General features: G+C 71.7%; 9 protein-coding genes. 8 read left to right on the top strand and 1 reads right to left on the bottom strand.

Features of this window, described 5'->3' with window-relative positions:
- From ACGF2V_RS07455 to ACGF2V_RS07470, 4 genes are all read left to right on the top strand, one after another.
- Nucleotides 1-396 (top strand): helicase associated domain-containing protein (locus tag ACGF2V_RS07455; protein WP_362711002.1); only part of this gene is annotated, 396 nt, incomplete at its 5' end.
- Nucleotides 378-1,568 (top strand): ISL3 family transposase, encoded by a 1,191-nt coding sequence (locus ACGF2V_RS07460; RefSeq protein ID WP_362711004.1) that lies wholly within the window; start codon nt 378-380, stop codon nt 1,566-1,568. The genes ACGF2V_RS07455 and ACGF2V_RS07460, both read left to right, overlap by 19 nt.
- 84 nt (nt 1,569-1,652) lie before the next feature.
- Nucleotides 1,653-2,237, top strand: coding sequence for a DUF4240 domain-containing protein (locus tag ACGF2V_RS07465; protein WP_362711006.1), 585 nt, complete (start codon nt 1,653-1,655; stop codon nt 2,235-2,237).
- A 336-nt stretch (nt 2,238-2,573) separates the two neighbouring features.
- Nucleotides 2,574-3,020 carry a hypothetical protein gene (locus ACGF2V_RS07470; protein WP_362711008.1) on the top strand — a complete coding sequence of 149 codons (447 nt, stop codon included), beginning with the start codon at nt 2,574-2,576 and terminating at the stop codon, nt 3,018-3,020.
- Between the two features lie 128 nt (nt 3,021-3,148).
- Here the strand turns inward: ACGF2V_RS07470 and ACGF2V_RS07475 are convergent, their stop codons facing one another.
- Nucleotides 3,149-3,727: a type II CAAX prenyl endopeptidase Rce1 family protein gene (locus ACGF2V_RS07475; protein WP_392911122.1), complete on the bottom strand. Its 579-nt coding sequence runs from the start codon at nt 3,725-3,727 to the stop codon at nt 3,149-3,151.
- A 20-nt stretch (nt 3,728-3,747) separates the two neighbouring features.
- Here ACGF2V_RS07475 and ACGF2V_RS07480 point away from each other — a divergent pair, with 20 nt between their 5' ends.
- The 4 genes from ACGF2V_RS07480 to ACGF2V_RS07495 all read left to right on the top strand — a co-directional run.
- Nucleotides 3,748-3,885 (top strand): hypothetical protein, encoded by a 138-nt coding sequence (locus ACGF2V_RS07480; RefSeq protein WP_362711031.1) that lies wholly within the window; start codon nt 3,748-3,750, stop codon nt 3,883-3,885.
- Nucleotides 3,886-4,285: 400 nt separating this feature from the next.
- The gene (locus ACGF2V_RS07485) at nt 4,286-5,635 is read left to right on the top strand and encodes an NADH-quinone oxidoreductase subunit D (RefSeq protein ID WP_362711033.1); all 1,350 of its coding nucleotides are present in this window, start codon (nt 4,286-4,288) and stop codon (nt 5,633-5,635) included.
- A gap of 218 nt (nt 5,636-5,853) precedes the next feature.
- On the top strand, nt 5,854-6,573 hold the full coding sequence (locus ACGF2V_RS07490; protein ID WP_392911125.1) for an IS6 family transposase: 720 nt from the start codon (nt 5,854-5,856) through the stop codon (nt 6,571-6,573).
- Between the two features lie 1,152 nt (nt 6,574-7,725).
- Nucleotides 7,726-15,370: beta strand repeat-containing protein (locus ACGF2V_RS07495; protein ID WP_392911128.1), on the top strand; the 7,645-nt coding region annotated here is incomplete at its 3' end.

Consider the following 15,370-nt stretch of genomic DNA (forward strand, 5'->3'; position numbering starts at 1 on the left):
GGGGTGCTGCGGTTCAGCGAGCAACGCGACCCCGCCGTCCTGGCCCAGTTCGTGCGGCTGCGGGTGATCGACCCGGAAGGCGCGTACTGGCGGCGCGGGATCGAGGCCGCCACAAGGTGGCTGCGCGAGACCGGGAACGGTGTGCTGCGGGTGCCGTACACGTACACCACGCCGGACGACTGGGCCGGGACCGGCGGGCATCCGCTCGGACGGTGGATCGCCGAACAGCGCCGCGCCTACGGGGCCGGGACACTGGCGGCGCAGCGTGTGGTGGAGCTGGAGCAGCTCGGGATGGTGTGGTCCGAGCAGGAAGCGGCCTGGGCCGACGGTGTCGCTGTCGCCCGCGCGTACGCCGGGCCTGCTCGCGCACCGCGCGAATGCCGCTTCCGCCGCTGAAGACGCCCCGGGTACTGGGGGTGGACGACTTCGCGCTCTACGGCGACACCTACGGCACCCTCCTGGTTGACGCCACCACCCGGCTCCCGCTCACGCTCTGGGAGGGGCGTGACGCGGAACAGCTCAGCCGGTGGCTCCGCGAGCACCCGGGGGTCGAGGTGGCCTGCCGCGACGGCTCCCTCACCTACCGGCAGGGCATTGCAGGCGGCGCCCCCGATGCCGTGCAGGTCAGCGACCGCTTTCACCTCTGGCAGGGCCTCTCCCGCCGTGTCCAGGACATCGCTTCCGCCCACCGCGGCTGCCTGTCGGCGGCATTGCCTCCGGCCGGCGAGAGTGGTCCCGCACCGGCCGAGGAGACCGCTGGGAACACCGCGGAGGACAGTCGGGCCGCACGCCACGCCCGCAGACTCTTCGAAGCCGTTCAGGCCCTGACCAGCACCGGCCGGAGCCGCAGCTCCGTGGCCCGCGAGCTCGGCCTGGACCGCCGCACGGTGAGCAAATACGCCCGGGCCCGCGCCTGGCAGGAGGTGGTGCGCCGCCCGCCCCGCAAGCCCTCCACCCTGGACCCCTACCTCGACTACCTGCAACAACGCTGGGACGAGGGGCAGCACAGCGCGAAGATCCTGCACGAGGAACTTCAGACCAAGGGCTACCTCGGCCACTACCAGCGCGTGAAGATGGCCGTCGCACCCCTCAGGCGGGGTCTTCCCCTGGACGAGCCGCGCGAGCGCCCGCCCTCCCCACGTGAAGCCGCCCGCTGGATCACCACCCACCCGCACCGACGCAACCTCCACATCAACGACCGCCTGCCCCGGCTTCTCGGCCACTGCCCTGAACTCAGGCAGGCTCACGATCTGGTCCGCCGGTTCGCCGCCATGCTCGACAATCGCGACGCGACCCCCTTCCAGGATTGGCTGGACGACCTCACCGACAGCGGCTTGGCCCCTCTCGTCGGCCTCGCCGGAGCCCTGCGGGAAGACCGACACGCCGTTGCCCAGGGAATCTCCACCTCACACAACTCCGGCGTCAACGAAGGCCGCATCACCGACGTCAAGCTGCAAAAACGCTTGATGGCCGGACGCGCCGGTGTCCCTCTTCTCCGCCACCGCGTCGTCCTGATCGCCCACCTTCGCCGCCGCTATGCGGACCGGCCGACCATGTCACCGAGATGATCTCCGGCTACGAAATTCTTGCCAGAGCCCTGTTTTCGCACGGGGCTCTCGGGTGTGTCAGTGGTGGTTGCGATCCTGGGCGGCATGGACGAGAAGACCTTCTGGACGCTCATGGATGAGCTGAGCTGTCGCCCTCGTGGCCGGCATGAACGGCTGGAGTGGCTGCGTGGGGAGTTGCGATGTCGGCCAGCCACGGAATCAGTGGAGTTCCAGGCACGTCTGGAGGCCGCGTGCGAGGCGGTTGCCACGGGCGCACTGTGGCGGGCGGTGCGCCGGATTGAGGGTGGCCTGTGCTCCGACGACGGCTTCGACTACTTCGCACTCTGGCTGGTGGCTCAGGGGCAAGGGACGTACAAGGCGGTGCTTGCTGATCCGGATGTCCTCGCTGACGTTGCTGAGGTGCGGGCCCTGGTGGGACGGCACCCGCGCGAGTGGTGTGACGACGAGTGGCCGGAATGGGAGGAGCTCGACTACGTGGCCCAGGAGGTATTCGACGAGCTGACGGGCCGGGAGGGCGACTGCTTGGAGGCGTTCTACGAGGCCCTGGATGCCGTCCAGGAGACATGGGCGAAGCCCGAAGAAGAGATCTACACCGTAGAAGCGACGGTGAGGATTGGGACACCGCGGCTCAACGCCCTCTTTCCTCTAGAAGCCAGCTCCCCATCGTGACGCGACGCCGACGTCCACGACCGTAGGTGGGGAGCCTGGTCGACGGTGGCGTCTGACTTCCTCGACGCTCCATCCCACGACCGCGGCCTCGTCCCCATCCGGGATCGCGCACAGGCGCAGTCAGTCCAGCAGTGTCTCGGCCAGGCCGCCGGGTCCCCTACCGGATCCGGCTCCGGCGTAGTCATCGGGGGTGCATCGCGGCGAGGTAGCGGGAAGCAGTTGGTCGGGCCGTCGCCCTCGACATCGCGGCCCCAGCCGTCCTGGCTGCCGGGAGCCACTGGAGCAGCCCGTTGGCCCCCCTGCCTGGGTCGTGAGCGATCACGCTACCTTTGCCGGATGCAGCCACAGCAACCTTCCACCCTCGCCCCCACCTCAACGTCCTACGAGCAGCCCGGCACCCGCACGAGGACCGTGGTGCTCTCCCTCGTCGTCGGGCTCCTGCTCGGCGCCGCAGGGATGGGCGCTGCATGGGCGATGAATGCCGACTCCAACGCTCGTGTTGCTGGCGGGACCCCGGCGGCAGATGCGCGTGCCGCCTGCGAGGCGCTCGACGGGTTCGACCCGGAGAAGTACACGGCCAAGGGCCCTGCCGGCGAGGTGGCCTTTAACCGCTATGCGGCAGCCGGAGCACTTTCTGCGTCGGCGGCAGCGGGCGACGCGAAGTACAAGGAGCTCGCACAGACCATTCGCCGATCACAAGACCGCCACGCCCGGGTATTCGACTTCGACGCGGCGGTGAAAAAGGATCTGGATCAGGCTCACGAAATCTGCCGCGGCCTGTAGCTCAGTCGACTCCCCGGGCCGCCGGCAGTGTGGGCAATTGCGGTCGTCACGTCGTCGGCCAGGACGGCGGCCCTGTCCTCTGCACGGTCCAGGAGCCCGGCATCGAGCAGGCCGGTGACGGTGACCGCCTACTTTTCGCCGGGCGTGTGCCGACGGGTGACCCGGCGGAACGCCAGGAATGCGATCGCGACGACCACCAGATACAGCGGTACGAGCAGCACCGCGTCACCGGACGCCTGCTCCACCGTCACGCCCGCGTCGCGGTCCTCGCCCTGCAGCATGATGCGGTTCACGGTCAGGACGGTCAGGTGCGTGCCGATCGCCGCCCACAGCGGGGCGCGACCCACGGCCGCACGGGCGGCGATCAGGGTCAGGCTGAAGACCGTCAGGAGGATGAGATAGTCGACCGGGTGCTGCCCCTCCGGGGCGATGCCGATATGGCCCGGCTCGTCACCGGCCAGCCGGGCGAAACCAACCGTCACCAGCGTCGAGGTGCCCGGGACGAGGAGGAAGACCGCCGTGGTGCCGAGCGCCGCCAGTGCGGGCCCGAACCGTCTGCGCAGCGATGTCCACGTGTAGCCGCGCAGCGTCGTCTCCTCAGGCAAGGCTTCAAGCAGGAACGCGACGACGGCGTTGGTGACGAGAAAGCCGACCAGTGTGGCGAGGTCCAGCTGCTGCCAGACGAGTAACCCCACGGCCGTGCCCACGCCGGATCCTGGCCGACCTCATGCCAGACCGCCGCATCCGCACCCGGCCACGCGTCATCAAACGCGCCGTCTCGAAGTACAACGCCAGAGGCACCGTCGACAGAACCAGCTACAAAGCCACGATCAGCATCGACATCCTGACCACCCGCACCCCTTGACACCGGACACCCCACGCTTAACTACATGGCGTTGCGGCTAGTACTGCGATCACCGTTGCAGGATGTGGCCTCGGTGTTTGTAGTGGCTGCGGCGGGCCCAGGTCACCGCGTCGCGTCACGGACGATGCGATGCGTGCCAGTGAAGCGGCCCCGCAGGGGCGTCGCCGGGGGCCGGAGCCCTTGACTTCCGCGGTGCGGCCGTGGCTGCTGCGCTACCCGTCCCGGCCGGGTGTTCATGGCAGATGTGCGCGATCCTGGACTGAGCAGCCCCCATGCCGCCAAGCCGTGCCCTTGCGGCTGGCGCGAGGGCACGGCCAACCGAGACGGAACACGGCCGCCTTTCCCGATCACGCCGCGACACGTGGACGCGATCGGCGATCCGAGCGGAGGTCATGAGCTGATGAGCGGCACCGAGCAGGAGCCGGCGGGAGCTCGGGATACGACCGAGGGCCGCGTCTACACCGCCACCGGCGGCGACTGGGACTACGAGGTCGCCGGCGCCGCGCAGCGACAAGGGAGGGCGGATGACGAGCGGATCATCGTCAACATGGGTCCGCAGCACCCGTCCACGCACGGGGTACTGCGGCTTGTCCTGGAGATCGACGGCGAGACGGTGAAGGAGGCCCGCTGCGGCATCGGCTACCTGCACACCGGCATCGAGAAGAACATGGAGTTCAGGAACTGGGTCCAGGGCACGACCTTCGTGACCCGCATGGACTACCTGACCCCACTGTTCAACGAGACCGCCTACTGCCTGGCGGTGGAGAAGCTGCTCGGGATCACCGACCACGTGCCCGAGCGGGCCAGCGTCATCCGGGTGCTGATGATGGAGCTCAACCGCATCTCCTCGCACCTGGTGGCGCTCGCCGCCGGCGGCATGGAGATCGGCTCCACCACGCTCATGGTCTACGGATTCCGTGACCGCGAGGTCATCCTCGACATCTTCGAGCTGGTCACCGGTCTGCGCATGAACCACGGATACGTCCGGCCCGGCGGGCTGGCGCAGGACCTGCCGCCCGAAGCACTGGACCAGATCCGCGAGGGCGCGCAACTGCTGCGCTCGCGGATGCACGAATACGACAAGCTGGCCACCAACAACCCGACCTTCAGGGCCCGTCTGGTGGACGTCGGCTACCTCGACCTCGCGGGCTGCATGGCGCTCGGCGCGACCGGGCCGATCCTGCGCGCCACCGGCCTGCCGCACGACCTGCGCAAGTCGGACCCGTACTGCGGCTACGAGCAGTACGACTTCGAGGTCGAGACGGCGGACAGCTGCGACTGCTACGGCCGCTTCCTGATCCGGCTGCGCGAGATGGAGCAGTCGCTGCGGATCGTCGAGCAGTGCCTGGAGCAGCTGAGGGGCGGCGGCGGTGCGGTGATGGTCGCCGACAAGAAGATCGCGTGGCCGGCGCAGCTGACGCTCGGCGCGGACGGGTTGGGCAACTCGCTCGATCACATCCGCACCATCATGGGCGAGTCCATGGAGGCGCTGATCCACCACTTCAAGCTGGTGACGGACGGCTTCCGCGTTCCGCCGGGGCAGGTATATGTGGCGGTCGAGTCACCCAGGGGCGAGCTCGGCGTGCACGTCGTCTCCGACGGCGGCACCCGGCCGTACCGGGTGCACTTCCGCGACCCGAGCTTCACCAACCTGCAGACGATGGCCGCGATGTGCGAAGGCGGGCAGGTCGCCGACGTCATCGTCGCGGTGGCCAGCATCGACCCGGTGATGGGAGGCGTGGACCGGTGAACGAAATCCCCCGCACAGCGGCCACCCTCCACCGAGTCGCGCCGGCGTTTTGGCAGATGCCGTCGGCGGACAGCCCAGATGACCGTTCCGGCGAACCTCCTTGCCACGCCGCTGCGTTCGGTGGCGCCTGAAGAGCCACGAGCTGTTCGCCAGACGCTGTCACGTTGGCTGACGGGGTGGGATGATCTTCGGGTTGATCACGGTGGAGGGGGTTGTCCGTGGGTAGTACGCCGCCGTCGTACAAGGGGCACCGATACCCGGTCGAGGTGATCTCCCACTGCGTGTGGCTGTACTTCCGCTTCCCGTTGTCATGCCGTGAGGTGGAGGAGCTGATGCTGCAGCGCGGCGTCATTGCGTCTTACGAGACGATCCGCCGGTGGTGTCTGAAGTTCGGACAGTCCTACGCCAACGCGCTGCGCCGCCGACGTCCCCGCCCCGGCGACAAGTGGCACCTTGACGAGGTCTTCATCACGATCAACGGCGAGCAGAAGTACCTCTGGCGCGCGGTCGACCAGGACGGCAACGTGCTGGACATCCTCGTTCAGAACCGGCGCAACAAGGCCGCGGCCAGGCGCTTCTTCCGTCGGCTCCTCAAAGGAATCGGGGCCGTGCCGAGGGTGATCGTCACGGACAAGCTCCGTTCCTACGGGGCGGCCCACCGCGAGGTGATGCCCTCGGTCGAGCACCGCTCCCACAAGGGCCTGAACAACCGAGCCGAGAACTCCTACCAGCCAACGAGGCAGCGCGAACGCGCCATGAAAGGCTTCCGCAGCGTCGGAGGATCCCAGAGATTCCTGTCCGCGTTCAGCGGTATCTCACCCCACTTCCGGCCACGCCGGCACCGGATGACCGCCCCCGACCACCGCACCGAGATGACCGTCCGCTTCGTGATCTGGGACCAGATCACCGGCGCCACCGCCCCGCCCACCGCAGCGTGACTCAGGCCCCCGCCCGACCCCCATACCCTGACGCGCCCTCAACCGATCAGCACCCCACCAACGTGACAACGCCCAATCAGGTCCTCCGGCTCCCAGTCCTGCCGTACCCCGTCCCCCTCCACCCGACCGAGATCACTCGCTCAGCTCAACGAGGCGCCCAGCCAGCAGAAACGAGCACCAGGGCAATCACGCAGCGCCACATGTCCGTTCGCCGTAGCTACACGAGAACAGGGCCGACGCGCTGCGCTGCCGCAGGACGCGCCGAAGGTGTTCTCGTCCTGCCGTGTCGTGCACGTGGCGGCGCTGGCGGGGGGCGCGGTCATCATGCCGCAGAGCACCGACACAGGGTGACGATCGGCCGACGGCTACGGCGAATACGCGACTCCTGAACATGCGGGCCCACCAGCCCTGGGGCCGGAGTAGCGGATGAAGTCTTCGGAGTGGGCCGTTCGGGTGAAGTCGTCGCGGGCATCTTGTCGGCATCTGGTGGCTTTGACGTACTGGGAGGACACATCGGCAGAGGCCGCCCACCTCATGCCGGGGGAAGGCAGCACACTGGGGCTTCCAGTTCTGCGTGCTCTGCGGGGCGGCAGCACTGATTGCGGTCCCCTGTCGGCTCGGTGAGCCGGGGCGACCGCGTTCCCGGGGCGGCAATGCCCATGCCGCCTGAATGGGGCCGCTGTGCTCTTCCGGCGCCAGCTCGCACCTCGCAGCGGTCCGTTGCCACCGTTCGGCACGACCCCGGGCTGTTGCTGTGTGGCGCCTCGGGGCGGACCCGTGCGGGCCGGCTCGTACGGGAGGCGCCGGCAAGCCTGCCGTGCCCAAGCCCTCCACACCCGCGCAGCGCCACCGCGCCCTTCCCGACCGGCCCCGCGCGAATCGCCCTGCGCCGTATCCGTCCTGATGGAGCGCCATGTCCACTTCCCATGTCCCTGGCTCCGGCTCCTTCGGTGGGCCCCGCCCTCCGCACTGTCTTCACCATCCCGACGATCGTCGGCGGGCCGTGCCACCGGTGCCCTGCCCGCACGCCAGCACGAGGGCGGTGAGGTGGACCGTCACCCACTGCATGCGCGCAGGCATGGCCGCAGGCCGGGTCAGCCTGCTCTGCACGCGCAGGTCACTGGTGGGCGCGAGTGCGGCGGGGAGGGCGTTATGAGTGTGTACCCGAGCCAGGGTGCGTACAGCGGCGGCACCCAAGTGGTCATCGTCGGCCGCAACTTCCTGGACGCGACCGCGGTGTTCTTCGGCGCCCGGGCGGCCCTGGCGTTCACAGTCCTGGACGACCGCACCATCGTCGCGGTGACGCCTGCGGGCAACGGCACCGTACAGGTCGCCGTCACCACATCCGGCGGCACCGCCCCGGTGGGCACCTTCTCCTACCTGCGTTGGCCGGCGCTGTCCGGCCTCGTTCCCACCACCGGGCCGCTTGCCGGGGGCGGGACCGTGGCCCTGACCGGGACGGGTCTCAGCACGGCGAGCAGCGTCCATTTCGGCAACGCGGCGGAGTTCCCCACCGTCCTGAACGACCAGCAACTGCTCGTCACTGCTCCCCCCGCGGCGGTGCCCGGCACCGTGGCCGTGTACGCGATCGCGATCGGCGGCGTCAGCAACCAGCTGGCGTACAGGTACGCGGCCACTCCGCAGGTCTCCTCGGTCACTCCTGCCGACGGTCCGGTCGCCGGTGCGACGACGATCGTCATCGGGGGCACCGGGCTGAGCGCGGCCACCGGCGTCACCGTCGGAGGAATCGCCGCCCCCTCCTTCCGCTCGTACTCCGACGCGCTGATCCTCGCCGTCACGCCACCAGGTGTGGCCGGCCCCGCCACGGTCGCGGTCACCACTCCCGGCGGCACCTCCGCGCTGCCGGACGCCTTCTCCTACCTGGCGGCCTCGGTCACGGCGCTGACCTCCGAGCCCGGTCCGTCCGTCTCCGGTCAGCCGGTCGTGTTCACCGCGACGGTGACGGCGACCCCGCCCGGCGTCGGCGCCCCGACCGGCACTGTCACCATCGACTTCGGCGACGGGACACCGCCGGTGACCGCGCCGCTGGTGGAGGGCACGGCCACGGTTACGCACGCCTACGCCGCCCCCTCGGGCAGCCCGTACACCGTCACCGCCGCCTACAGCGGCGACGACCTGTGCTATCCGTCGTCCGACACGGTCACCCACACGGTGACGCCAGCGGCGACGACGGTCACCGTCGCACCGACGCCCGACCCGTCCGCGGCCGGTGAGCCCGTCACCTTCGTGGCGAGGGTCGCCCCGGTCGCGCCGGGCGTCGGCACGGTCACCGGCACCGTGACGTTCGACTTCGGTGACGGCACCGCCCCGGTGACCGTCGCGGTGTCCGGGGCGGCCGCCTCCACGACGCACGCCTATGCCCACACGGCCGGCACCCCGTACACCGTCACCATCGACTACAGCGGCGACACCGGCTTCGCGCCCGCCACGGGGGCGGTCACCCAGAGTGTGGTGCCGGCCGACAGCACCACACTGGTGAGCCTCACGCCCACGCCCTCCGCCACGGGCGAGCCGGTGACCGTGACCGCCACGGTGGCCGCGGCCCCGCCGGGGGGCGGCACACCGACAGGCACAGTGACCTTCGACTTCAACGACGGCACCACCCCGGTGACCGCGCCGCTCACGGCCGGTGTCGCCACCACGGCGCACGCCTTCGCCGGTACCGCCGACAGCCCCTTCACGGTCAGCGCGGCCTACGGCGGCGACGCCGACATCGCGCCCTCCATGGGCACGGGCAGTCAGACCGTCCAGCCCGCCGCCACCACCACCGCCTTGGGCGCAGCGCCCGACCCGGCGGTCGTCGGCCAGCAGGTCACCTTCACCGCGACCGTGACCACGACCCCGCCCGGCGCCGGCGCCCCGACCGGCACCGTCACCTTCGACTTCGGCGACGACACCCCACCCGTCACCGCGACACTCACCGACCGTGTCGCCACCACCACGCATACGTACGGCAGCACCGCCGACAGCCCGTTCACCGTCACCGCGACCTACGACGGCTCGCCCGACTGCACCGCCTCCCAGGACAGCGGCGGTCAGGCCGTCCAGCCCGCCGCCACCACCACCGCCTTGGGCGCAGTGCCCGACCCGGCGGTCGTCGGCCAGCAGGTCACCTTCACCGCGACCGTGACCACGACCCCGCCCGGCGCCGGCGCCCCGACCGGCACCGTCACCTTCGACTTCGGCGACGACACCCCACCCGTCACCGCGACACTCACCGACCGTGTCGCCACCACCACGCACGCCTTCATCCAGGCGGCCGCCACGTACCCCGTCACGGCCACCTACAACGGCGCCCCCGACTACATCACCTCCCAGGACAACGGCGGTCAGGCCGTCCAGCCCGCCGCGACCACCACCACGGTCGACGCCGCACCCGACCCGGCGGTCGTCGGCCAGACAACGACGTTCGTCGCGCGGGTCATCCCGCAGGCGCCGGCGTCCGGTTCGCCCTCCGGCACGGTGACGTTCGGCTTCAGCGACGGGACCGGCCCGCTCACGGCACCCGTGGTCGGCGGCACCGCGATTGTGACCCGTACGAGTCCCGGCGTCTCGGACAGCCCGATCACGGTGACCGCGGCCTACAGCGGCGACTCCGACTTCACGGCCTCCACGGGCTCTGGCACCGTTGCGGTCGCCCAGGCGGTGACGACCACGGAGGTGAGCGCCGCTCCGGATCCGTCGGTGACCGACGAGGCGGTCACCTTCACCGCGACCGTGGCCGCGCTCCCGCCCGCGAGCGGCACCCCCACCGGCACCGTCACCTTCGACTTCGGCGACGGCACCACGCCGGTCAGCGCTGCTCTAGCCGGCGGCACCGCGACGACCGTGCACACGTACACCGGCGCGGCGGTCGTCCCGTACAGCGTGAGCGTGACGTACGGCGGGGACACCGACTTCACCGCCTCCACCTGCGCGGCCACGCACACGGTCGAGCCGGCCGGGACCACTACCGCCGTCACCGTCTCCCCGGCCCCGTCGGTGACGGGCGAGCCGGTGACCGTCACGGTCGTGCCGGCCGGCGCGGGGAGCACCGTCCCGACCGGCACGGTGACCGTCGATTTCGGCGACGGCACCTCCGCCGCCACCGTCCTGCTGGTGGCGGGCACGGCGACGGTCGTCCACGCGTACACCGGCACGGCCGGGAGCCCGTACGCCCTCACCGCTGACTACAGCGGCGACACCGACTTCGCCCCGTCGCAGGGCACCGCCGTCCAGACCGTCACCGCCGCGGCCACCACGACCTCGGTCGCCGCGACCGCGGAACCCTCTGCGACGGGCCAGACCGTGACGCTGTTCGCGCGGGTGGCCGCCGTCCCGCCGGGCAGCGGCGCTCCCGGCGGGACGGTGACCTTCGACTTCGGCGACGGCACCACGCCCGCCACAGCCGCTCTGACCGGCGGCACAGCGGGCGTCACCCACGCCTATGCCGGCACCGAGGGCAGCCCGTACACCCTCACCGCCGCCTACGACGGGGGCACCGACTTCGCCCCCTCCACCGGAACCGGCACCCATGCGGTGGCCGCCTCCGTGTCCGCCACCGCGACCACGGTCACCGCCGCGCCGGAGCCGTCCACCAGCGGCCAGGAGGTCACCTTCACCGCCTCGGTGGCCGCCGTCCCGCCGGCCTCCGGCACCCCCACCGGGTCGGTGACCTTCGACTTCGGCGACGGGAGCACGCCCGTGGCCGCCACGCTGAGCAGCGGCACGGCCGGCACGACCCACACGTACGCCGCCGCGGCCGGGAGCCCGTACACCGTGACCGCGGTGTACGGCGGCGACGCCGACTTCGCCGGTTCCACCGGCATCGAGATCCACGGCGTCTCGCCGGCCGTCTCGACGACGGCTCTGGTCACCGCCCCGGCCGCCGCTGCGACGGGCCAGTCCGTCACCTTCACCGCGACGGTCACGGGCGGCGGGGGCACGCCGACCGGCACCGTGACGTTCGACTTCGGCGACGGCACCCCAGCGGTGACCGTGCCCGTCACCGGCGGTGCCGCCACCACCATGCACGCCTACGCCCACAGCGCCGGCAGCCCGTACGCAGTCACCGCCGCGTACAGCGGCGACGCGGGCGTCACCGGTTCCACGGCCACCGGTACGCAGACCGTGACCGCGGCGGCGTCGTCCACCGCGATCTCCGCGTCGCCCGGACCGTCCGTCGTCGGGCAGGAGTTCGTGTTCACCGCCACGGTGGGAGTCCTGCCGCCCGCGTCGGTGACGCCGACCGGCACGATGACGTTCGACTTCGGCGACGGCACGCCCGCGGTGACGGTGCCCGTGTCCGGCGGCGTGGCCGTCGGCACCCACGCGTACACCGACACGACGGGCAGCCCGTACACCATCAGCGCCGCCTACAGTGGCGACGGCGACGTCGCCGCATCCAGCGGCGCGATCGGCCAGGCCGTCGGCCCGGCCGGGACGACGACGAGAGCTGTCGGCTCGCCGGCCTCGTCCGTCGTCGGCGAGCCGGTGACCATCACCGCGACCGTCACACCGGTCGCGCCGGGCAGCTACACCCCGACCGGCACCGTGACGTTCGACTTCGGCGACGGCACCGAGCCGCTGACCGCTCCCCTCGTGGGCGGCGCCGCGACGATCGCTTCCCCCTACGCTGCCGCGAGCGGGAGCCCGTACGTCGTCACCGCCGAATACAGCGGGAGCACCCAGTACACCGGCTCCCTCGGTACGGCCACCCAGACCATCGGGCAAGCGGGGACGACCACGACGGTGTCCCCCACGCCGGATCCGTCCGTGGCCGGGCAGCCGGTGACCGTCACCGCGACGGTGGCCCCCGCCGGGCCTGGCGCGGGCACTCCGACAGGCACCGTCACCTTCGATTTCGGCGATGGCAGCCCACCGGTACCGGCGCCGCTCGGCGGGGGCACCGCCACCGCCGGGCACACCTACGACGGCCAGGCGGTCGGCGACTGGACCATCGGCGCGGCCTACAGCGGCGACGGCGACTTCACCGCCTCGGCGGGCACCGCCACGCAGACGGTACGCCGGGCCATGACCTCGCTGGCCGTCGCGTCGTCCGCCGGTCCGTCCGTGACCGGGCAGCCGGTGACCTTCACCGTCACGGCGGCAGCCCTGGCGCCGGGCGACGGCACCCCCACGGGCACGGTGACCTTCGACTTCGGCGACGGCACCGGCCCGGTCACGGCGCCCCTCATCGCCAGGACAGCCGAGGCCACCCACACGTACACCGACGCCGAGGTGTCGGGCACCCCGTACTCCGTCACCGCGGCCTACGGCGGGGACACAGGTTTCCGGCCCTCGAACGGCGCCCTCACCCAGACGGTGGCCCCGGCCGGCACGGTCACGGCCGTGACCACGTCGCCGGACCCGTCCGTCGCCGGCGGGCCGGTGACCGTCACTGCGACGGTTACCCCCGCCGCACCGGGCGCGGGCATCCCGACCGGCACCGTCACCTTCGACTTCGGCGACGGCACTCCCGCGGTGACGGTGCCCATGGCCGACGGCACGGCCGTGGGCACCCACGCCTACCTGGAGACGGGGGGCAGTCCGTACACCGTCACCGCGGCCTACAACGGCGACACCGACTTCGCACCCTCCGCCGGAACCGACACCCACACCACGGGCCAGGCCGCCACGACCACCGCGCTGAGCGAGCTGCCGGACCCGTCGGTCACCGGGCAGCCAGTGACGTTCACCGCCGTGGTGTCGGCCGCGGCGCCGGGCACGGGCCTGCCCACTGGCAGCGTGACGTTCGACTTCGGCGACGGCAGCGCACCCGTGGCTGTGCCGTCGGCCGGCGGCACAGCCACGGTCCAGCACACGTACTCCACCCAGACCGGCAGCCCTTACACGGTCACCGCCGCCTATGACGGGGACGAAGACTTCGCCGCTTCGGTGGCCACGGCGACGCACACCCTGCTGCGGGCCCGGACCGAGGTGACCATCACACCCTCGAACGAACCTTCCCTGGCCGGGGAGGCGGTGGCCTTCACCGCCGCGGTGGCCGTGATCGCGCCGGGCAACGGCACCCCCTCGGGCACGGTGACGTTCGACTTCGGCGACGGCACCCCTGCGGTGACCGTGCCCATGTCCGGCGGCACGGCCCTCGGCACGCACACCTACACCCACGCGGCCGGCACTCCGTACGCCGTCACCGCCGCCTACAACCCGGACACCGGCTTCCGGCCGTCCACCGGCGTGCTCACCCAGACCGTGGGCCGGGCCGGCACGGCCACGAGCGTGACCACGTCGCCGGACCCCTCCGTCGCCGGCCAGCCGGTGACCCTCACCGCGACGGTGGCCGCGATCGCGCCAGGCATTGGCACCCCGACCGGCACGGCGACGTTCGGCTTCGGCGACGGCACCCCCGCGGTGACCGCCGCCCTGAGCGGTGGAACCGCCACCGCGACCCACCCGTACGCCGGGACCCCGGGCAGCCCGTACCCGATCACCGCCACCTACGACGGGGACACCGACTTCGCACCCTCCACCGGAACCGCCGCCCACACCACGGGCCAGGCCGCCACGACCACCACCGTGACGTCCTCCCCAGATCCCTCCACGCCGGGGCAGCAGGTGACCGTCATCGCCCGGGTCGCCCCCGTCGCACCGGGCACCGGCACGCCGACGGGCGGCGTCACCTTCGACTTCGGCGACGCGACGCCGCCCGTGAGCGCGTCGCTGTCCAGTGGCGTCGCCACCGCCACCCACACCTTCGCCGACGTTTCCGGCAGTCCGTACGACGTGACCGCCGCCTACACCGGCGACACCGCCTTCACGGCCTCGTCCGGCACCGGCACGCAGACCATCACCGCCGACGCGGTCGCCACCACGACCACGGTGAGCTCCACGCCGAACCCTTCGGTGACAGGCCAGACGGTGAGCTTCACCGCCACTGTGTCCGCGACAGCCGCGGGAGCGGGGGTGCCCACGGGCGGCGTGACGTTCGACTTCGGCGACGGCACGCCGCCCGTGACCGCCACCGTGAACGGCGCGGTCGCCACCGCCCAGCACACGTACACCGGCCCGGCCGACAGAACATTCTCCGTCACCGCCGCCTTCAGCGGCGACGCCACGTTCAGTTCCTCCACGGGCACCACGGTCCAGACCGTCGACAAGGCGCCGGCCACCGCGACCGTGACCACCTCGCCGGACCCGTCCGTGGCCGCCCAACCCGTGACAATCATCGCCACGGTGACGCCCGCCGGTGCCGGCGCGGGAGTGCCGACCGGCACGGTGACGTTCGACTTCGGCGACGGCACGCCGTCCGCGTCCGCGCCGCTCACGAACGGCATGGCCCGGCTCACCCATACGTACGCGCACACGGCAGGCAGCCCGTACCCGGTGGCCGCCTCCTACAACGGTGACGGTGACTTCACCCCGGCCGGCGCCGCAACGACCCAGACGGTGACCGCGGCACTCGCGACGGTGGCCCTGGCCTCGTCACCCGATCCGTCGGCGGTCGGCCAACCGGTCACCTTCACCGCGACCGTCGCCCCCGTCACACCGGGCACCGGAACCCCCACCGGCACCGTCACCTTCACCTTCGGCGACGGCACCGCACCCGTGACCGCCGCACTGACTGGCGGCACCGCAACCGCCCAGCACACATACAGCGCTACGGGGCCGTACACGGTGGCCGCCGCCTATGGCGGGGACGCCGACTTCGCCGCCGCGGCCGGTACGGACGCCCAGACCGTCAGCCGGGCCATGACGACCACGGCTCTCGCCACCACGCCGGACCCGTCGGTGGTGGGCCAACCGGTCACCTTCACCGCGACTGTCGCCCCCGTCG

The sequence above is a fragment of the Streptomyces sp. NPDC047982 genome, assembly GCF_043204165.1.
Lineage (GTDB): Bacteria > Actinomycetota > Actinomycetes > Streptomycetales > Streptomycetaceae > Streptomyces.